This is a genomic window from Actinoplanes subtropicus (assembly GCF_000721705.1).
In the GTDB taxonomy this organism is placed as follows: domain Bacteria; phylum Actinomycetota; class Actinomycetes; order Mycobacteriales; family Micromonosporaceae; genus Actinoplanes; species Actinoplanes subtropicus.
Genome location: NZ_JOJL01000011.1, coordinates 1 through 17,612 on the forward strand (window position 1 = coordinate 1; position 17,612 = coordinate 17,612).

At 73.8% G+C, this 17,612-nt stretch carries 19 protein-coding genes; 8 read left to right on the forward strand and 11 right to left on the reverse strand.

Annotation, left to right across the window (positions count from 1 at the left end; translation table 11 throughout):
• Positions 1–205, forward strand: a 205-nt coding sequence (locus tag IH26_RS61295; protein WP_034215422.1) for a hypothetical protein, incomplete at its 5' end; no start/stop codon positions are given.
• A 15-nt stretch (positions 206–220) separates the two neighbouring features.
• Here IH26_RS61295 and IH26_RS0116435 read toward each other — a convergent pair.
• From IH26_RS0116435 to IH26_RS0116450, 4 genes are all read right to left on the reverse strand, one after another.
• Positions 221–820 (reverse strand): hypothetical protein, encoded by a 600-nt coding sequence (locus tag IH26_RS0116435; protein ID WP_030437072.1) that lies wholly within the window; start codon positions 818–820, stop codon positions 221–223.
• Between the two features lie 275 nt (positions 821–1,095).
• The gene (locus tag IH26_RS0116440) at positions 1,096–1,791 is read right to left on the reverse strand and encodes an NUDIX hydrolase (protein ID WP_030437073.1); all 696 of its coding nucleotides are present in this window, start codon (positions 1,789–1,791) and stop codon (positions 1,096–1,098) included.
• Positions 1,792–1,827: 36 nt separating this feature from the next.
• Positions 1,828–2,556, reverse strand: a complete 729-nt coding sequence (locus IH26_RS0116445) for a hypothetical protein (protein WP_051808200.1) — start codon at positions 2,554–2,556, stop codon at positions 1,828–1,830.
• Positions 2,557–2,566: 10 nt separating this feature from the next.
• Positions 2,567–3,109, reverse strand: coding sequence for a hypothetical protein (locus tag IH26_RS0116450; RefSeq protein ID WP_157437220.1), 543 nt, complete (start codon positions 3,107–3,109; stop codon positions 2,567–2,569).
• A gap of 190 nt (positions 3,110–3,299) precedes the next feature.
• Between IH26_RS0116450 and IH26_RS0116455 the strand changes: the two genes are divergently transcribed.
• Together IH26_RS0116455 and IH26_RS59790 are read left to right on the forward strand one after the other, a co-directional pair.
• Positions 3,300–6,239 (forward strand): ATP-binding protein, encoded by a 2,940-nt coding sequence (locus tag IH26_RS0116455; RefSeq protein ID WP_157437221.1) that lies wholly within the window; start codon positions 3,300–3,302, stop codon positions 6,237–6,239.
• A gap of 216 nt (positions 6,240–6,455) precedes the next feature.
• On the forward strand, positions 6,456–6,605 hold the full coding sequence (locus IH26_RS59790) for a hypothetical protein (RefSeq protein WP_157437222.1): 150 nt from the start codon (positions 6,456–6,458) through the stop codon (positions 6,603–6,605).
• An 85-nt stretch (positions 6,606–6,690) separates the two neighbouring features.
• Here IH26_RS59790 and IH26_RS0116465 read toward each other — a convergent pair whose 3' ends face one another.
• Positions 6,691–7,749: a lysylphosphatidylglycerol synthase domain-containing protein gene (locus IH26_RS0116465; RefSeq protein WP_169789762.1), complete on the reverse strand. Its 1,059-nt coding sequence runs from the start codon at positions 7,747–7,749 to the stop codon at positions 6,691–6,693.
• 237 nt (positions 7,750–7,986) lie between these two features.
• A complete protein-coding gene (locus tag IH26_RS0116470) occupies positions 7,987–8,403 on the reverse strand; it encodes a universal stress protein (RefSeq protein ID WP_030437078.1) in 417 nt (138 codons plus the stop codon).
• Between the two features lie 54 nt (positions 8,404–8,457).
• Between IH26_RS0116470 and IH26_RS0116475 the strand changes: the two genes are divergently transcribed.
• On the forward strand, positions 8,458–9,927 hold the full coding sequence (locus IH26_RS0116475) for a phenylacetate--CoA ligase family protein (protein ID WP_051808201.1): 1,470 nt from the start codon (positions 8,458–8,460) through the stop codon (positions 9,925–9,927).
• Between the two features lie 51 nt (positions 9,928–9,978).
• Positions 9,979–10,653 carry a DUF3159 domain-containing protein gene (locus IH26_RS0116480; RefSeq protein WP_030437080.1) on the forward strand — a complete coding sequence of 225 codons (675 nt, stop codon included), beginning with the start codon at positions 9,979–9,981 and terminating at the stop codon, positions 10,651–10,653.
• Here IH26_RS0116480 and IH26_RS0116485 read toward each other — a convergent pair.
• The 3 genes from IH26_RS0116485 to IH26_RS0116495 form a co-directional block, all read right to left on the reverse strand.
• Positions 10,650–11,363, reverse strand: coding sequence for a polysaccharide deacetylase family protein (locus IH26_RS0116485; RefSeq protein ID WP_030437081.1), 714 nt, complete (start codon positions 11,361–11,363; stop codon positions 10,650–10,652). The genes IH26_RS0116480 and IH26_RS0116485 overlap by 4 nt on opposite strands.
• Positions 11,357–12,247 (reverse strand): glycosyltransferase family 2 protein, encoded by an 891-nt coding sequence (locus IH26_RS0116490; RefSeq protein ID WP_051808245.1) that lies wholly within the window; start codon positions 12,245–12,247, stop codon positions 11,357–11,359. The genes IH26_RS0116485 and IH26_RS0116490 overlap by 7 nt, the downstream gene beginning before the upstream one ends.
• Before the next feature lie 77 nt (positions 12,248–12,324).
• Positions 12,325–13,224, reverse strand: coding sequence for an SMP-30/gluconolactonase/LRE family protein (locus IH26_RS0116495; RefSeq protein ID WP_211268662.1), 900 nt, complete (start codon positions 13,222–13,224; stop codon positions 12,325–12,327).
• 97 nt (positions 13,225–13,321) lie between these two features.
• On the opposite strand from IH26_RS0116495, the gene IH26_RS0116500 reads away from it, so the two are divergent.
• Together IH26_RS0116500 and IH26_RS0116505 are read left to right on the forward strand one after the other, a co-directional pair.
• Entirely contained in the window at positions 13,322–13,837 is a 516-nt protein-coding gene (locus IH26_RS0116500; RefSeq protein WP_342668281.1) for a SigE family RNA polymerase sigma factor, read from the forward strand.
• Entirely contained in the window at positions 13,834–14,922 is a 1,089-nt protein-coding gene (locus IH26_RS0116505) for a hypothetical protein (RefSeq protein ID WP_030437085.1), read from the forward strand. Before IH26_RS0116500 ends, IH26_RS0116505 begins: the two co-directional genes overlap by 4 nt.
• Before the next feature lie 48 nt (positions 14,923–14,970).
• On the opposite strand, the gene IH26_RS0116510 is transcribed toward IH26_RS0116505, so the two are convergent.
• Both IH26_RS0116510 and IH26_RS0116515 read right to left on the reverse strand, forming a co-directional pair.
• Entirely contained in the window at positions 14,971–16,335 is a 1,365-nt protein-coding gene (locus IH26_RS0116510; RefSeq protein WP_030437086.1) for a PQQ-binding-like beta-propeller repeat protein, read from the reverse strand.
• 121 nt (positions 16,336–16,456) lie between these two features.
• Positions 16,457–17,095 carry a PaaI family thioesterase gene (locus IH26_RS0116515; protein WP_030437087.1) on the reverse strand — a complete coding sequence of 213 codons (639 nt, stop codon included), beginning with the start codon at positions 17,093–17,095 and terminating at the stop codon, positions 16,457–16,459.
• Positions 17,096–17,179: 84 nt separating this feature from the next.
• Between IH26_RS0116515 and IH26_RS0116520 the strand changes: the two genes are divergently transcribed.
• Positions 17,180–17,611 (forward strand): type II toxin-antitoxin system Rv0910 family toxin, encoded by a 432-nt coding sequence (locus tag IH26_RS0116520; protein ID WP_030437088.1) that lies wholly within the window; start codon positions 17,180–17,182, stop codon positions 17,609–17,611.
• Position 17,612 lies beyond the last annotated feature (1 nt).

Genomic DNA, 17,612 nt, shown 5'->3' on the forward strand with positions numbered 1-17,612 from the left:
CCCCGGCAGCCACCGCTACCACGTCACCGACCTCGGCTGGCGCACCGCACAACTGTTCACCCGCACCTACACCCGACTCCTAAGACCCGGACTGGCCCACCTCATGACCACCAGCCCCACCACCCCACCCGCCATCCGCCACCGCCTCGACCAACTCCAAACCACATTCGACGACTACGCCCGCCACGCAAACTTGATCACCTGAACACGACTCCCCAAATCAAAAATCCGCGACCAAGCCCTCTAGGAAGTCGCGCAGGGCGGCCGCGTCGGCCCGGCCGATCCACTCGTAGGTTCCCCGCAGCTGGTCGGCCATCTGCTCGACCGTGGTGACGGCCACGGTCAGATCGCCCCACGGCATGCCGACGTGCAGCAGGGTGCGCACGATCCCGGCCGGCAGGTGCGGCCCGCCCCCGCCGGTGGCCCGCAGCAGCAGGCCGCCGGTGGAGACGTCCTCGACGTACCCGGTCACCCGCACCAGCCGGCGGCCCGGCTCGGAGTCGACCTGCGCGGTGCCGGTCGCCGGGTACGTCCCCGGCCGGCGCGGCGCCTCCCGCCGCTGCACCACGTCGGTGGGCAGGTCGCCGGCCACCGTCAGCCGGCCGCCGCGCAGTTCGGCCTCGACCCAGGTCACCCCGGCGCTGGTGACCAGCTCGAGAACGCCGCTCCGCCGGGTCGCCGGGTCGTCGAGGCTGAGCACCGGGATCGGCGGCAGGCCGGCCACGAAGTCGGCGTGCACCGCGGCGAGGGTGACCAGGGCCAGATCCGGCCCGCCGGGACAGCGCAGGATGAGGGTGCTGCCGGCGGGCACCGTGATCATCGGATCCTCCCGGGTTCTCACCCGACGGTCTCACGGCCGGTCGCGGCGGCGCGTCCGAACGGCGGGAATCCGGCACGCTCTCACGGCCGGTCGCGGCGGCGCGTCCGAACGGCGGGAATCCGGCGGGGCACGCCGGGCCGGTCTTGAGGCGGGCGTGTTGCCTCGCGATCCGGCCCGGCGTGCCGGCCGAGCCGCCCGCGAGCCCGCCACCCCCGCGGGCGGCACGGCCGAGTGTCCCGCGGAGTTCTTCCGCATTTCTTCCGTACGGGCGCCGCTCAGCCGCCGGCCGAGGCACGCAGGATCGGCGGGTTGAGTGTCGTGCCCCCGCCGGCCCGGTAGAGGGCGGCCGGACGGCCCGCCTCGGAGGTCTTGTGCGCACCCGTCGGCTCCACGAAGCCCGGCGTGTTGATCACCTTGCGGCTGAAGTTGCGCGGGTCGAGCTCGTGGCCCCACACCACCTCGTACACCCGGCGCAGGTCGCCCATGGTGAAGACCGCTCCGCAGAAGGCCGTCGCCAGCGTGGTGAACTCGAGCCGGCTGCGGGCCTGCTCGACGGCATCGTCGAGGATCCGGTCGTGGTCGAAGGACAGGGTGCCGCGGACCCGGTCGACCGGCTCCCAGGCGGCGCCGCGCGCGTCCGAGCCCGGGGTGGGCAGCGGCAGGTCCGGCATGATCGCGAGGAAGGCGACGCTGACCACCCGGCCGCGCGGGTCGCGGTCCGGCGCGCCGTAGGCCTTGAGCTGCTCGAGGTGCAGGGCGGTCGGGTCGAGCCCGGTCTCCTCGGCGAACTCGCGGGCGGCGGCCTCGGGGATGTCCTCGCCCTCGCGCAGGAAGCCGCCGGGCAGGGCGGGCCGGCCGCGGAACGGCTCGTTCGCCCGGGTGATCACCAGGACCGCGAGCGCGCCCTCCCGTACGGTCAGGACGGCGACGTCGACCGCGAGGCGGAGGTACGTGTGCTCCCGCTCGATCACCCGCCGAGCGTACTGAAATTGTCTATCTGACACAAACTAGTGCGGGCGACCGGCGGCCCAGATCTGCTCGAGCTCGCCGAGGAAGTGCTGGTACCAGGGGTGGTCCCGGCCGGAGTGCAGGGCCATGGCCGGCTCCGTGCCGCCGAACGTGTGCGAGTAGATGTCCACGTGCAGGCGGCCGTCCGCCTGGCGGCCGTTCACCGCCAGCAGCCCGAAGGCCGGCACGAAATCCAGCAGCCGCACCTCGAGGCGGCCCCGGCCGGGCGCCGCGGCCAGCTCGTCGAGCAGCGCGAGGGTGGGGCGGAGCCGGTGCGCGAAGACGTGCGCGGCGTCCGGCGCCGTGCTCCGCCGGGCCGCCTCGCCGAGCACCGCGCCCTCCGGGTCGATGACCGCGACCCGGACGGTGCCGCCCTGTCGCAGGCACTGCGCGAGCGCGGCGGCATGGTTGCGGACGGTCCGGTTCAGCGTCACGCCGACGATGTCGATCTCCCTGGCCCCGGCCAGCGACGCGTCGGCGCCCGGGGCGGAGGGGTGCAGCAGCCGGTCGGCTGGCGGCGGGTCGACCAGGTGCTGCCGGGTGAGCCGGACCAGCCCGCCGACCTGGAACCGGGCGTGCAGGACGCCGCCGGCCAGCACGCCGAGCGTGGCCAGGGTGGCGCCGGACAGGGTCGGGCCGTCGGCGACGTCGAACATGCCGAGCGTGCCGACGGTGAGCGAGACGACGAGAGCGGCGATCAGATCGAGGGACTGCCAGATGCGCGCCATGACTGCGATGCTACCAAGAGTTAGTGTCAAGATGACAATAAGTAGTTTCCCGGCGCCGGAGCAGCAGCCGGCGGCCGATGTGCGGGCGCACCTCGTCGGGGGTCAGCCAGGCCGGGCCGGCCGGTGACCGGGCGGGCAGCGTCGGCGTGCCCCGGCCGGAGGGGTGGACCACGACGACCGCACCGATCTGCCGCCGGTGGACCAGCCGGCGCAGCAGCCGGACCGAGCCCAGCAGCGGATGGACCGACTGGCCGATGTACGTGCCGTCGCACAGGACGCGACCCTGCGCCGTGACGGTGTAGGCCCCGGACGGCCAGGCCACCGACTCCACGAGCAGCACGTGGGAGGCGGTGCAGACGGCGAAGCCGATCCGCGGCGAGTACTTCGTCGGCCGCACGCCGGCGAAGACGCGGACGCCCGGGGTGTCGGCCAGCCGGCCCAGAAGGTCGCCGGTCCGCGCGGCGGCCTCCCGCGCGCTCATGCCGATCGGCCGCAGCAGCCGGTTCTCGTCGTCGACCAGAGCGTCCAATGTGCCGCGCACCCGATGAGACATGGCGCACCCCCGTCACGATGTGCTGATGGGACAACTGCTCCCCGCGATTCGGTCATGGCGAGCTACCGGTTTGCTTCCGCGGGCGCCGTCCGCTGGGGGTGCCAAATGGCCGTCACGGTAATGGCTTCCGGCTGACTTGGCACCTACGGTGGCGGCTCGGCGTTGTGGCGGCAACGAAGTGGACAAGCTCATGCGGTTCCGGATCCTCGGAGATCTCGAAGTTCGTGACTCCGGCGGCGGCGAGGTCGTGCTGCCCGCCGGGCATACCCGTGCGGTGCTGGCCACGCTGCTGCTGCGGGCGAACCGCCCGGTCGCCACGGAGGACCTGATCGCCGCGGCCTGGGGCGAGAAGGGCGTCAGCCATGCCCAGCTGCACAAGGCCGCCTCGGCGCTGCGCAAGAGCTTCGGCGTCCCGCTCAAGACCCACAACCGGTACGGCTACGAGCTGGTCGCCGCCGAGGACGACCTGGACCTGCTGATGTTCCGCCGGCTGGTCGGGGAGGCGGACGAGCGGCGGGACGGGTCGGATGCGGAGATCGCGACGCTGCGGGCCGCCCTCGCGCTCTGGCGCTCCGGCCGGCCGCTGTCCAACGTGCGCCTCGAGTCGGCGACCGCGGAGATCGAGGCCCTGCGCCGCCAGCGTAAGCGCGCCGCGACCCGGCTGTTCGGGCTGGAGATCGACCGCGGCGGGCACGCCGGCGTGCTGGAGGACCTGACCCACTTCGCGACGGAGTTTCCGGACGACACGAAGCTCTGTGCGCTGCTGCTGACCGCGCTCTACCGCGACGGTCACGTGGAGGGGATCATCCCGGCGATCGAGCGGTACGAGGCCGCGAGCGAGGCGCCCGACCAGGGGCTGCGCCGGCAGGCGTACGCCATGGTACGCGGCGACGTGCCCGAGCCGGCGGTCCCGGCGCCCCAGCAGCTGCCGCCCCGGCCGCCGTACTTCGTCGGGCGCGACGGCCTGCTCGCCGAGGTGCGCTGGCTGCTGCGCGAGCCGCGGCTGCCGGTGCTGGCGATCACCGGGCCCGGCGGCATGGGCAAGACCGCGCTGGCGCTGCAGGCCGGGCACGAGGCCGCGGGGTCCTACCCGGACGGGCAACTGTGGGCGGACCTGTGCGGGACCCGGGACCAGCCGGCCGACCCGGCGGAGGTGCTCGCCGAGTTCCTCCGGGCCCTGGGGGTGCCGGCCGTGCCGGAGACCCGGCGCGAGCGGGCGGCGCTGTACCGCTCGGCGATGGCCGGGCGCCGGGTGCTGGTGCTGCTGGACGACGCCGCCGACGGCGCCCAGGTGCGGGACCTGCTGCCGGGCGGCGGCCGGAGCGTCGTGCTGATCACCGCGCGGCGGCGGCTGCCGGATCTCGGCGCACCCGCGCACCACGTGGCGCCGCTGGGCGCGTTCGACGCGGTCACCGCGGGGGAGCTGTTCCACCGGATCGCCGCGGACGGGCACGTCGACCTGGCCGGCGAGCAGGAGGCGGTGGGCGACGTGGTGCGGCTCTGCGGGGGCCTGCCGCTGGCCGTCCGGATGGCCGCCCTGCTGCGGGTGGAGTCCTACCACCGCTCCACCGGTGAGCTGCTGCGCCGGCTGGTCGAACAGGGACCGACCGCTTTCGCGTACGGCGAGGAAAGCCTCGCCCGCACCCTCGGCGCCGGGCTCGTGCCCCTGGACGACCGGGCCCGCCGGCTCTTCCTCGGCCTGGGCCGGCTCGCCCTGCCGGTCTTCGCCGAGTGGACGGCGGCCGCGGTGCTGGACGAGCGCGGCCCGGCGGCCGGCGAGGCGCTGACCCAGCTCGCCGCGATCGGCATGGTCGACCCGGTGCCCGGCGAGGCCCGCTACCGCTTCCACGACCTGACCCGGCAGTACGCCCGGGGCCTGGCCGACACGGCGCCGTCCTGGGCGGCGGGCCTGGGCGAGCCCGCGCTGCGGGTGTGCCGCGCGCTGCTGACCCTCACCCGGCACGCGCACACCGCGTTCTACGGCGGGGACTTCGACGTGACGCACGGCGCGGCGGCCGATGCGCCGGTCCCGGCGGCCGAGCTGGCCCAGGCGGCGGCCGAGCCGCGGGTGTGGTTCGAGCGGGAGCGGGCCAACATCCGGGCCGCGGTCGAGCAGGCCGCCGAGCTGGGCAGCGCCGACCTGTGCTGGGACCTGGCGGTCTCGGCGCACGAGTTCTACGCGATCGGCGGGTACTTCGACGACTGGCGGGCCACCCACGAGGTTGCCCTCGCGGCCTGCCGGGCGGCCGGCGACCGCCGCGGCGAGGGGATCGTGCTGACCATGCTGGGCATGCCGCCGCTGGTCGCCAGCGGTAGCGCCGGGGTGTCTGGCGTCCCCGAGCTGCAGCGGGCGGTGGACCTGCTCGCCGAGACCGGCGACCGGCACGCCCTCGCGGTGGCCCAGCGGACCCTCGCCAACGCGCTGCGGCGCAACGGAGAGCTGGCCCGGCCGCTCGAGCTGTTCACCGAGGCGCTGGCCCACTACCAGGAGAGCGGCGACGTCGTCGGCAGCCAGCAGGCGCTGCGCTTCGTCGGGCAGACCCACCTCGACGGCGGCGACGCCGAGGACGCCGTCGCGGTGCTGCTCGAGGCGGAGAAGCTGGCCCGGAACAGCGGTCAGGCCCGGGTGCTCGCCCCGGCCCTGTACTGGCTCGCTCAGGCGTACCTCGCCGGCGGCGACCGGCCGGCCGCGGCCGCGGCGTTCGACGAGGTGCAGCGGCTGTCCCCGCCGGACAGTGGCCTCGCGCACGCGTACGCGCTGCACGGCCTCGGCGATCTGGCGCTGGCCGGGGGCGACACCGGGACCGCCCGCCACCTGCTCGAGCGGGCCGAGACGCTCTCCCGGGAGGCCGCGGACGCCGGCCTGGAGGCGCGGGTCTGCCTGTCGATCGCGGCGGTGGAGGCCGCCGCCGACCGGCCCGACGACCGGCTGGCGGCCCTACGGCGGGCCTTCGGGCCGATCCGGGCGTCCGGCAACCGGTGGCTGGAGATGCTGGTCCAGGCGGAGCTGGCCGACGCGTACGACCGGATGGGTGACGCCGGCGCGGCCCGGACCGCCCGCGACCGGATCGCGGAGCTGTACGACCAGGGAGACGTGCCACCGGGGGACCGCCGCTTATTGTCTTCTTGACACAAACCTCGCCGCGGGCTTAGTGTCATTCTGACAGTAAGGCTGGTGCCCCGAACCGGGGCGGACGACCAGGGCGAGGCGCCGGCCGCGCTGTCGATCGCGCGCGTCGGCACGCGCGGGGAGGTCGGCCAGCCTCCGTCGCCGCCGTTCGGCCGGACCAGGCGAACGCGTGTGCCGCCCCAACCGTCAACCGCAACCTTTCGGAAAGGAAAGGTCATGCGCGCACGTCACCGTTACTTCCTGCTGACCATCGTCGCGGCCGTCGTGGTCGCCCTCACCGGACAGGGCGCCGCGGCGCCGGTCACCTCCGCCGTCGGCTGTCCGGGCAGCACCACCTGGGACAACGTCCTGCAACGCTGCGTCTGACGCCGGGACAGGTACGCCGGCGGCACCCTCGGGTGCCGCCGGCGCACTCCGTCCGGGACCGTCCGGCAGCGAGGTCCGGGACCGCCTAGCGGCGGGCCGGCCGCCGGTGCGCGGCCCACCAGCCCAGGCCCAGCGCCGCCCCGGCCGGGATGGCCGCGACCAGGACGAACGCGCGGAACAGCAGCACCCCGGCCAGCGCGCCGGTCGGGTCGGCGCCCAGGCCGATCAGGACCGTCACCGCGCCGGCCTCGGCCGGGCCGGCGCCGCCCGGGGTGACCACCACCAGCGTCAGCGTCCGCTCGGCGACCAGCCCGGCGAGCACCACCGCGGCCGGCATCGGCTGCCGGCCGACCGCCAGCAGGCAGCACCACAGCAGCGCGCCGTGCGCCACCCAGAACCCGGCGGTGCCCAGCGTCAGCGCCGGCCGGCGCCGCCGTACCAGGCCGCCGGCGCTTGCCAGCAGCTCGGACACGGTCGCCGGCCACCCGGCGCCGACCGGCCGGCCGGCGAGCCGGGACGCCGTCCGCGCGGTCAGCTCCACCAGCCGCAGCAGCGGCGTCGCCCGCCCGCACAGCGCCCACAGCAGCAGCGCGGCGGCCAGGAACGCGACGGCCGCGAACGGCGCCCACGCGCCGGCCGCCGGCGGGGCGAGGACCCCGGTGGCGAGCAGGGCGGCCAGCGCCACCGCCGGCATCAGCAGCCGGGCGATCACGTCGCAGGCCTTCGAGACCATCAGGTAGCGGGCGAAATCGAGCCGGCCGTGCCCCCAGGAGCGGACCATCGCGAGGTTCAGCGCGGTGCCGGCCAGGCCGCCCAGCGGCAGCACGGCCGACACGGCGCAGCCGGCCAGGTTCATCGAGACCGCGCGGCGGTGGCTCAGCCCGGGCAGCGCCGCGGCGAGCACGACCGCGTGCAGGGCGACCGCCGTCAGCCACAGGCAGCCGAGGCCGAGCAGCTCGAACCAGGGGAGGCCGCCGATCAGCCCGAGCGCGGCCGGCAGCGAGGCGCCGGCCGCCGACGCCCGGCCGATCGCCCAGGCCGCCACCGCGAGCACCAGCACCGCGAGAACCGCGCGCCGGACCTTCTTCGTACGGGCGGTCGCCGCGGGCGCTGATGCTTCGCGCTCGAGCACCGCCTCCGTCATGACCGCCTGCACCGAGCGGCACTGCCGCAAGTTGCGCATCCAGGCCGCAGGCGAGGGCCAGAAGGGCATGACCAAGTAGGCACTGTCATGACCGGCACGGGAGCCTCCATCACTCGGCCGTATCGGACCCGGCCACGGTCGCAGCCGACGGCTGAGGGAACGCTGAAGGAGATGGTCGCAACCGCGGGCTACTCGCACGCGATCAGCGGCCGTCCGATCGGTGAACTCCCGCCGGGTTCAGGGAACCACGACCACCGGCCAACGGCCTACCCGGACCAGGCCGGCCGCGACCGAGACGCCGAACCAGCGGCGCCAGCCCCGGGACACGCCGACGACCACCACGTCGGCGCGGACCTCGTCGGCGATCGCGGCGAGGCTCTCGGTGGGACGGCCGACGCGGCTGACGAAGGCGACCGGTCCGGGGTTGTCCTCGGTGACCGCGCGGACCTCGGCCTCGACCGTACGGCTCAGGTCGGCGCGCAGCTGGGCCAGGAGCCCGCCGCCGCCCAGGACGGCCCACTCGAACGGGCCGGGGGTCATCACGTGCGCGACGACCAGGCGGCACCGTTCGCGGCGGGCCAGGCCGGCGGCGTACCCGGCGGCCCGCATCGATCCGGTCGAGCCGTCGACGCCGACCAGGACGACACGCGACATGCCGTCCAGTGTGACCGGTCCGTCGCCCGTACGATCGACGCATCATGGACGTCAGTGGTCACGCCCGGGCCGTGCTGGACGGGCTGCGCGCCTTCTACGAGGCCCCGCCGATCGCCGATCGCCGAGCCCGGTGCCGGTGCCGGTGCCGCGGCCGCGCTCGCGCTGTTCCGCGAGGTCGCCGAGCGGGTGCCGGCCTATCGCGCGCTGCTCGCCGAGCACGGCATCGATCCGGCCGGCGTCCGTACGGCGGAGGACTTCGCCCGGGTGCCGCTGCTGACCAAGGAGAACTACCTGCGCCGGCACCCGCTGCCCGAGCTGTGCCGGGACGGGCGGCTGGCGGGCGCGGACACCGTCGCGGTCTCGTCCGGATCGTCCGGCCGGCCGACCGTCTGGCCCCGGACCGTGCTCGACGAACTGGCCGTCGCGCGGCGCTTCGAGCACGCGTTGTACTCCAGTTTCCGCGCCGACGCTCGGCGTACGCTCGCGGTGGTCTGCTTTCCGCTCGGGTCCTGGGTCGGCGGGATGTACACCGCCGCGGCCTGCCGGCATCTGGCGGCCAAGGGCTATCCGCTCACGGTGGCGACGCCGGGCAACAACGTGGCCGAGATCCTGCGGGTGGTCGGCGAGCTCGGCCCGCTCTACGACCAGGTCGTGCTGGCCGGTTACCCGCCGTTCCTCAAGATCGTCATCGACGCCGGCACCGGCTGGGAGCGGTATTCGATCAAGCTGCTGCTGGCCGGCGAGGTGTTCAGCGAGGCCTGGCGCGACCTGGTCGGGCGGCGGGCCGGAATGACCGGCGCGGTGACCGATTCGGTGTCGCTCTACGGCACCGCGGACGCCGGCGTGCTCGGCAACGAGACGCCGCTGAGCGTGACCGTGCGCCGGTTCCTCGCCGGGCGGCCCGAGCTGGCCGAGGAGCTGTTCGGCACCCGGCGGATGCCGACCCTGGTGCAGTACGACCCGGCGGTCCGGTTCTTCGAGACGCACGAGGGAACGCTGGTGTTCACCGGGGACGGCAGCGTGCCGCTGATCCGGTACCACATCGCGGACGACGGCGGCCTGGTCCCGTACGAGGAGATGATGCACTTCTGCCGCGGCCACGGCTTCGATCCCATGGCGGAGCTGGCCGAGCGGGAGACGGCCCGGCTGCCGTTCGTGTACGTCTTCGGCCGCTCGCTGTTCGCGGTGTCCTTCTTCGGCGCCAACGTGTACCCGGAGAACGTCGCCGGTGCCCTCGAGGGCGACGCGGTCAACTCGTGGGTGACCGGGAAGTTCGTGCTGTTCGTCGACGCCTCCGGCGAGCCGCGGCTGCGGGTGGTGGTCGAGATCGCGCCCGGTGCCGTGCCGCCGTCCGGCGCGACGACGCTGCTGGCCGAGGCGCTGCGGGCCGACCTGCGGCGGCTCAACAGCGAGTTCGCCAACTACGTGCCCGCCTCGCACCAGACGCCGGTGGTGGAGCTGCGGCCGCCGGGCGACCCCGAGTACTTCCCGGCCGGCGTGAAGCACCGCTACACGCGGCCGTAGTGCTCCGGTCCGGTACCCTTGCCGGGCCTGTCGCCGACACCCGGACCGAGGATGACCACGACATCGAGCACGGCACTGCCCGCCCCCGAGGTCGTCATCGAGCTCGGCAGGCTGCGGCCCCAGCTCGTCCGGGGCGCTCGCGTCCTCGCCGAGACGATCGCGGTGCCGACCCTGCTGCTGTGGGTGTCGCTGCAGACCGTCGGCCTGGGCTGGGGCCTGGCCGTGGTGATCGGCTGGTGCGCCCTCGCGCTCGGCCTGCGCCGCCTGCTCGGCCACCCGCTGCCGGGCACGCTGCTGCTGAGCGCGGGCATGCTGTGCGGCCGGGCGGTGCTGGCCCTGGTGCTCTCCAGCGCGCTGGTCTACGTCCTGCAACCGGTGGTCGGCTCGGCCCTGCTCGGCGTGCTGTTCCTGGGCAGCGCGGCGATCGGCCGGCCGGTCACCATCCGGCTGGCCCGGGATTTCGTGTCGCTGCCCGCCGAGCTCTTCCACGACCCGGGGATCCGCCGGCTGTTCACCCAGGTGACCGTGGCGTGGGGCGTCTCCCGGCTGCTCGACGCCGGGCTGAGCCTGGGCCTGCTGCACTGGGGCGTCGGCTTCGGGCTGGTGGCCCGCCCGTTCTTCAGCGGTCTGCTGAGCGCGCTGACGATCGCCGCCTGCTCGGTCTGGGCGCTCCGCACCCTGCGCCGGATGGGCGTGCAGCTCCGGCTGCGCTCCCGGAAGACCTAAACCATTTCCCGGTACGCCGGAACGCCCAGCAACTCGTCGACCGTGACGAACCGGTAGCCGCGCTCGGTCAGCCCGTCCACGGTGAGCCGCACCGCCTTCACCGTCTGGGTCCGGTCGCCGACCCGCCCGTCGAAGCCGTCGTGGAAGATCAGAATGGTGCCGGGCCGGGTCTGCGCGATCGCCCGCCGGGCCATCGCCGCGCCGTCCCGGTGGAACACCTCGAGCGGGTGGCAGAACACCCCGGAGACCGGTTCCAGCCGCCGCTGCCGGAGCATCCGCAGCAGCGCGGGCTGCCGCCACAGCCACGGCGTACGGGCCAGCGCCGGAGTGCGCCCGAGCCGCTCCCGCAGCACCTCCTGGGTCCGGTCGACCTCGCGGCGGAAGGCGCCCGGCCGCAGGTAGGTGCTGAAGCGGTGGGTCAGCGAGTGGTTGCCGATCACGTGGCCCGCGGCGGCGATCCGGTCGGTCGCCGCCGGGTAGCGCTCCACGCAGCGGCCCACCTGGAAGAACGTGCCCCGGATGCCGCGGCTCTCCAGGAAATCGGCGATCTCCGAGGTGTACGGCTCGTTCGGCCCGTCGTCGAAGGTCAGCGCCACCACCCGCTCCGGTTGCGGGGCCCGGTAGGGATAGCGGCCGAACACCTGCGACTGCGGGAGCATGAACAGGGCGTACGCGAGCAGCAGCGCGACGATCAGCGCGAGCGCTACCAATGGAGGCCCGCCGGCACGGTGTGCTGCTGGACGTAGTCGACCGCGGTGTCCGCCTTCTCCTCCAGGTAGGTCCGGGGAGCCTGGAACGCGAACAGCGCCAGCGTGGCGACCAGCGCGGCGGCGGCCAGCCGGAGCCGGGGCGACGGCTTACGGCGGCTGTTGCCCCGGAAGACCGGCGCGGAGCCGATGACCCGGCGGCCGGTGACCCGGTTGAGCACGTACGCGGAAAGGTAGAAGACGAACAGGCAGACGAAGACGTTGTAGAAGAACCCGCGGGTGAACCGCCGCCCCGAGGTGAAGGTCGGGTTGGTGTGGTCGTAGACGACCCGGCCCTCTTGCCGCATCCGGCGCAGCAGGTCCAGTTCGTCGCCGCCCTGGGTCAGGTGCAGGTCGTAGCCGGTCCAGCGGTCCCGGCGGAAGGCGATGTTGGTGGCGCTGACGTAGTAGGTGCGGCCGGTCGCGCGGTAGACCGCCTGCACGGCGCCGAAGAGCGAGCGGGCGAAGACCCGGCCCCAGCGCGGGCCGTCGGAGTACCGGCACGGCCCGACGACCGCCACCACCTCGTCGTCCGACCGGAACCCGCGGTCGATCTTCGAGAGCCAGTCCGGCGCGTACGTGGTGTCCGCGTCCGCCGAGACGACGATCTCGCCCCGGCTGGCCACCGTGCCGGCCTCGCGCGCGTTGCACACCCCCGGCGCGGACTCGGTGACCACCCGGACGCCGAGCTCGCGGGCGATCCGCGCGGTGTCGTCCGTGCAGTTGTTGTCCACCACCACGATCTCGTACGCGCCGGCGAAATCCTGCCGCTGAAGCGACCGGATCGCCTCACCTATGTACGCCGCCTCGTTGTAGCAGGGGACGACGACGCTGAACCGGAATGTCATGGCCATCACTGTGCTGCCCCCAGGCGAGCCGAACCATAGATGATCACCCGGATTCAACCCCGAGATTTGGGGGCCGGTCAACTGGGGTAGGCGGCGCCGTTGATGTTCAGGCGGATCGCGTAAACGGAGGTGGTGGCGGTGATGAACAGGTGGTTGCGCCGGGCTCCCCCGAAGGCGAGGTTGGAGGTGACCTCGGGGACGTGCAGTTTGCCCAGCAGCCCGCCGTCCGGCGCGAAGCAGTGCAGCCCGTCGTGCGCGGCCGCCCAGACCCGGCCCTCGGTGTCCAGCCGCAGCCCGTCGAACGTTCCCGCGTCGCAGGTGGCGAAGACCTCGCCGCCGGCGAGCTTTGCCCCGCCGTCGACGGTGAACCGCCGGATGTGCCCGCGGCCCGAGTCGCCGACGTACAGGATGCTCTCGTCGGCGCTGAAGGCCAGCCCGTTCGGGCGCTCGAAGTCGCCGGCGACCCGGTCCACCTCGCCCGCCGGGCCGATCCGGTAGACGTGGCAGCCGTCCAGCTCCGAGGGCGCCCGGATGCCTTCGTAGTCGCTGTCGATGCCGTAGCTGGGATCGGTGAACCAGATGCCGCCGTCGGAGTGCTCGACCACGTCGTTCGGGCTGTTGAACCGGTTGCCCCGGTACCGGTCGGCCAGCACGGTCAGCGATCCGTCGTGCTCGATCCGGGTCACCCGGCGGGTACCCTGCTCGCAACTGACCAGCCGGCCGAGCCGGTCCAGCGTGCGGCCGTTCGCGTAGTCGGCCGGCGCCCGCAGGACCCCGACCGCCCCGGTGGTCTCGTCCCAGCGCAGGACGCGATCGTTCGGGATGTCGCTGAAGACCAGATACCGGCCGGCCGGCACGTACGCGGGGCCCTCCGTCCACCGGCCGCCGTCGAAGACGCGCTCCAGCCACTCGTCGCCGCCGACCTTCGCGAAGCGCTCGTCCAGAACCTCGAACCGTGCCCTGACCTTCTCCACCATGGTCCTCTTTCTACTCCGCGTTTTTCCCGCCGTACCGTGCAACAGCCGGCGGGGCCCGTCTCGTATTTGTGGATGTGAGTCTGCTGCGGCGGGGAGGGTGGCCGGAATTTTGGAGTTCGACGACTACGTGAGGTCGCGCGGCGCGGCGCTGGTGCGGTTGGCGCGGCTGTTGACCGGTGACCGGCATCGCGGCGAGGACCTGGCGCAGGAGGTGCTGGCCCGGGCGTTCGTGCGCTGGCCGGCCATCTCGGCGGCGCAGTCGCCCGAGCCGTACCTGCGCCGGATGCTGGTCAACGCGGCGATCACCCGCTGGCGGAAGCGATCCAGCCACGAGATCGCCGTGGCCGACACCTTCGACACCGCCGGCGCGGCGGATCTCGAGGCGGAGCTGGTCGAGCGGGACGTCCTGTGGCAGCACGTGCGGCGGTTGCCGGCCAAGCAGCGGGCGGCGATCGTGTTGCGCTACTACGAGGACCTGCACGACGCGTCGATCGCCGAGCTGCTGGGTTGCACTCCGGTGACCGTTCGCACGCAGGTGCGGCGGGCGCTCGCGACCCTGCGTACCCAGCTGGGTGCCGACCTGGAGCTGTACGCGAAGGAGGGAACGCGATGACCGACCTGGATCGAGCCCTGCACAGCACGCTGACCCGTGTCGCGGAGGAGGACGTGCACGTCGAGCGGCTTCTCGCCGGCGCACGCGCGAGCGGCATCCGTTACCGCCGCCGCCGGCGGATCGGCCTCGGGGTGGGCGCGAGCGTGTCGGCCGGCGCCGCCGTGCTGGCGCTCTCGATGACGGTGACGGCCGCGGTGGGCCGGAGCGCGGGGCCGGGGCCTGCGCCGGGGTCCGGGTCCTCCGCGGCGCCGCCGTCCGCGCCGCCGCGCTTCACGCCGACGCCGAGCGCGGTGCCGATGACGACGGTGCCAACGCCGCCGGTGGTCGCCGGTGGCGTCTCGGCAGCCGACTCGGCCGCCGAGGTCGGCCGCCCGCTCAGGCTGCACCTCAGCCTGGACCGGGCGCCGTTCCCGACCGACGACGCGCAGTACCAGCAGCTGATCGGCGCGCGGCAGGAGCTGCTCACCGTCGACGGCACCGATCACGGCCGGGGCCGCGAGCTCACCGTGCGGGTGGGCGCCACCACCCAGGACTGGGAGCCGCTCTCCGGCACGCACCAGGCCGTCGTCGTGGGCGGACGCCCCGGCACGCTCGCCGGCGACGCGCGGAATGTCGTCCTGCGCTGGCGGGCCGCCAACGGCCTGTGGCTGCAGGTGGCGGGCGCGCGGGACGCGGCCGAGGCCTCGGCGGTCGCGGCCGGCGTCCGGCTGGACCGCACCTATCGATGCGCCGCGCCGTATCGGCTGCCGTCGCTGCCGGCCACGATGAAGCCGGAGAGCTGCTCGGTGGTCTTCCACGGCGGCACGGCCGGCAGCATGCTGAGCGTGACCGACAAGACGTTCAGCATCCTGGTCACCACCGAGGCCGGCCGGGTCGCGCAGCCGAACGAGAAGCTCGGCGGCCGGCCCGCCCGGGTCGTGCAGCACGCCGGCGACGGTGGGGCGCCGATCATGGAGGTGACCGTCGACGAGGACGGTGCGGTGCTCTCGCTGACCGCCTCCGGTCAGTACGACCCGGCGGTGGTCCGCCGGATCGCCGCCGACTGCGACTGGACCGGCGGTTCGGACCCGTCGACCTGGCGGTGAGGGTCCCCGCCCGGGGCGGGGACCCTCACCCATCGGGGGTGAAACGGATCAGGTCAGGGCGGCCGTGTAGACGTTGGTGTGGTTGTCGGTGTTGTCGGTGGAGGCCATGAAGATCTTGTGGTCCGCCACCGCCATCGGGCCGCCGAGGTAGCCCATCTGATCGCCGAACGTGAGCAGCGAGATCGGCTGGCAGACCGCGGCGCCGCAGCCCTTCAGGTTGTACGAGAAGAAGCCGGAGTCGACCGGGAACCCGTTGGCCGGGCCCTTGCCGACGAGCACCACGTCGCCGACCACGACCGGTGGGGAGGCCGGCGCGGTGGCGAAGCTCAGGCCCATCCAGCTCGGCTGGCACTGGGCCTGGCCGCAGCCGGCCAGCGGGTAGGCGAAGACGCCGCCGATGAACCGCGGGTCGATGGTGTCGTTGTCGCTGGCGAGCAGCGTGTTCCCGGCGATCGCCAGGCCGCCCTCGACGCCGAAGCCGCCGGTGAAGTAGCTGCGCAGCGGCTTGCAGGTCGCCTGCCCGCAGCCGCCGCCGGCGAACGCCATCAGGTGGAAGTCGGTGTTCACGCCGTCGCCGAACAGCGTCGACGAGCCGGCGAACACGGTGGTGCCGGCGATCGCGAGCCCGCTGCCGGGCCCGCCGGCGTCGGCGGTCCAGGCGGGCTTGCAGGTGGCCGTGCCGCAGCCGAGGGCCGGGAAGGCCAGCAGCCGGCCGGTGAACAGCTCGGGCGTCGACCGGAACGACTCGACGTACACGTAGCCGTTGCCGACCGCGGGCGTGAGCAGGTTCTCGTTCGACGCGCCCACCCCGGTCCACAGCGGCGAGCAGACCGCCCGGCCGCAGCCGGTGGCGCGGAACGCGTACAGGTGCCCGGTGAAGTCGCCGACGTAGGCGATCCCCCCGGCGACGGTGACCGATCCGGTGGCCCCGTCGAGCATCCGGCCGGTCCAGACCGGCTGGCAGGTCGCCGCGCCGCAACCGGCGGCCGGGAAGGCGAACAGCGAGTGGACGTTGGTGGAGGCGACGAACACCAGGCCGCCGGCGACCGCCGGGGTGGCGTCGATGCTGCCGTCGATGTGCGCCTTCCAGAGCGGTTCGCAGGAGGCGTCGCCGCAGCCGGCGCTGGCGAAGACGGACAGGTTGCCGTCGAAGTCGGTGATGTAGAGGCGGCCGCCGACGACCACCGGGCCGCCGTGGTTCTGGCCGTTGTCGTCGAAGTGGGCCTTGGACACCACCTTCACGTTCGCGATGTTCCGCGAGGTGAAGGCGTTCTCGGCCGGGTTCGTGCTGGTGTGCAGCGCGTTCTGCCCGTACTGCGGCCACTCGTTGACCGGGGCCGCCGTCGCGGCGGCCGGTACGGCCAGGCCGGCGACGACCAGGGCCAGCATCGTCAGGTACCGGAAAGCACGCAAAGTTCCCCCAAACTTCGTGCCGTCAAATGATGACTGTCAGTGTCCGTCCGACGCTGGAGCGCGACTGGAACGACGCTGAAAGGGGCAGTCAGACGGCGGGGCTTTCAGGGGACGGGGGCTTTCAGAGGGCGGGGCCGAACAGGCGGCGGGCCTGATCGGCTCGCAGCCCGACGAAGGTGCCGGTCGCCGAGACCAGGATCGTGCCGGGGTCGGCCTCGGTGGCGATGGTCCCGGTGGCGGTCACCCGCCGGCCGGCCACCTCGTCGACCACGGCGGTGAGCCGCAACGGGGTACGCAGTGGCACCGGCGCCCGGTAGCTGGTGTCCAGCCGTACGGTCATGCCCGGGTTTCCGGAGGCGCCGACGGCGTGGCCGAGGATCTGGTCGAGCAGCATCGCGCTCACGCCGCCGTGCGCGAAGGTCGGCGGCCCCTCGAAGGCCAGCCCGAGCGTGCAGCGGCCGATCGCCACCCCGCCGGCCACCTCGATGTGCAGCGGCGGGGCGAGGGCGCTCCCGTGGCCGGTCACCGGGTTGTACATGCGGACGCCGCGCAGCAGGTCGTCGACGGCCGGCACGGCGGCGCCGCGGGCCTGCTCACCGAGGCGCGCGGCGACCGATCGGAGCTCGCCGGCGGCCCGCAGCAGCTCGGCGGCCGGGGCCTCGGTCTTGGTGGCGTGCTCGATCAGCGTCCGCAGCGCCTCGCCCAGCTCGCTGATGGCCTCGCGCCGCGCGGTTCGGGTGTCGTCCACAACCAACAGCATCGCCTGCTCACCGCTCTCATGACCTAGTGAATCAAGTCACACTGCTATAACCTGTTCTAGTTGCTCGATCGAGGGAGGAACGCGATGACCAAGGTGACCGTCGAGGCCGATGCCAAGGCAGATCCGCAGCGGGTGTGGGACGTGCTGGCGACCCCGGCACGGGTCCCGGAATGGAACACGATGCACGAGGGATTCACCGGCGATGTGCCCGCGACCCTCGGCGAGGGCGACACGTACAAGCAGAAGGTGAAGCTGATGGGCATGCCCGCCGAGATGGCCTGGCGGGTCACCACGGCGGCCGCGCCCGGCCGGCTCGAGCAGGCCGGCGACGGCCCGATGGGCGTTAAGGCGAAGAACGTCTTCGTGGTCGAGCCGACCGACGCGGGCTCGCACATCACGTACGAGATGGAGTTCGTCGGCCCGGCGCTCAAGGGCCCGATGGCCGGCATGCTGGAGAAGCAGGCCGGCGCCGCGGGCAAGCAGGCCCTGGAGAAGCTGGTCGGGCTGGTCGAATAGC

What these genes read in the sequence shown, in the direction of transcription:
- IH26_RS0116465 (WP_169789762.1), bottom strand. Translation starts at nt 7,749, where the DNA reads ATGACGGAGGCGGTGCTCGAGCGCGAAGCATCAGCGCCCGCGGCGACC.
- IH26_RS0116450 (WP_157437220.1), bottom strand. Translation starts at nt 3,109, where the DNA reads ATGTCTCATCGGGTGCGCGGCACATTGGACGCTCTGGTCGACGACGAG.
- IH26_RS0116445 (WP_051808200.1), bottom strand. Translation starts at nt 2,556, where the DNA reads ATGGCGCGCATCTGGCAGTCCCTCGATCTGATCGCCGCTCTCGTCGTC.
- IH26_RS0116480 (WP_030437080.1), top strand. Translation starts at nt 9,979, where the DNA reads ATGACCACGACATCGAGCACGGCACTGCCCGCCCCCGAGGTCGTCATC.
- IH26_RS0116495 (WP_211268662.1), bottom strand. Translation starts at nt 13,224, where the DNA reads ATGGTGGAGAAGGTCAGGGCACGGTTCGAGGTTCTGGACGAGCGCTTC.
- IH26_RS0116435 (WP_030437072.1), bottom strand. Translation starts at nt 820, where the DNA reads ATGATCACGGTGCCCGCCGGCAGCACCCTCATCCTGCGCTGTCCCGGC.
- IH26_RS0116515 (WP_030437087.1), bottom strand. Translation starts at nt 17,095, where the DNA reads ATGCTGTTGGTTGTGGACGACACCCGAACCGCGCGGCGCGAGGCCATC.
- IH26_RS59790 (WP_157437222.1), top strand. Translation starts at nt 6,456, where the DNA reads ATGCGCGCACGTCACCGTTACTTCCTGCTGACCATCGTCGCGGCCGTC.
- IH26_RS0116505 (WP_030437085.1), top strand. Translation starts at nt 13,834, where the DNA reads ATGACCGACCTGGATCGAGCCCTGCACAGCACGCTGACCCGTGTCGCG.
- IH26_RS0116490 (WP_051808245.1), bottom strand. Translation starts at nt 12,247, where the DNA reads ATGACATTCCGGTTCAGCGTCGTCGTCCCCTGCTACAACGAGGCGGCG.
- IH26_RS0116520 (WP_030437088.1), top strand. Translation starts at nt 17,180, where the DNA reads ATGACCAAGGTGACCGTCGAGGCCGATGCCAAGGCAGATCCGCAGCGG.
- IH26_RS0116455 (WP_157437221.1), top strand. Translation starts at nt 3,300, where the DNA reads ATGCGGTTCCGGATCCTCGGAGATCTCGAAGTTCGTGACTCCGGCGGC.
- IH26_RS0116470 (WP_030437078.1), bottom strand. Translation starts at nt 8,403, where the DNA reads ATGTCGCGTGTCGTCCTGGTCGGCGTCGACGGCTCGACCGGATCGATG.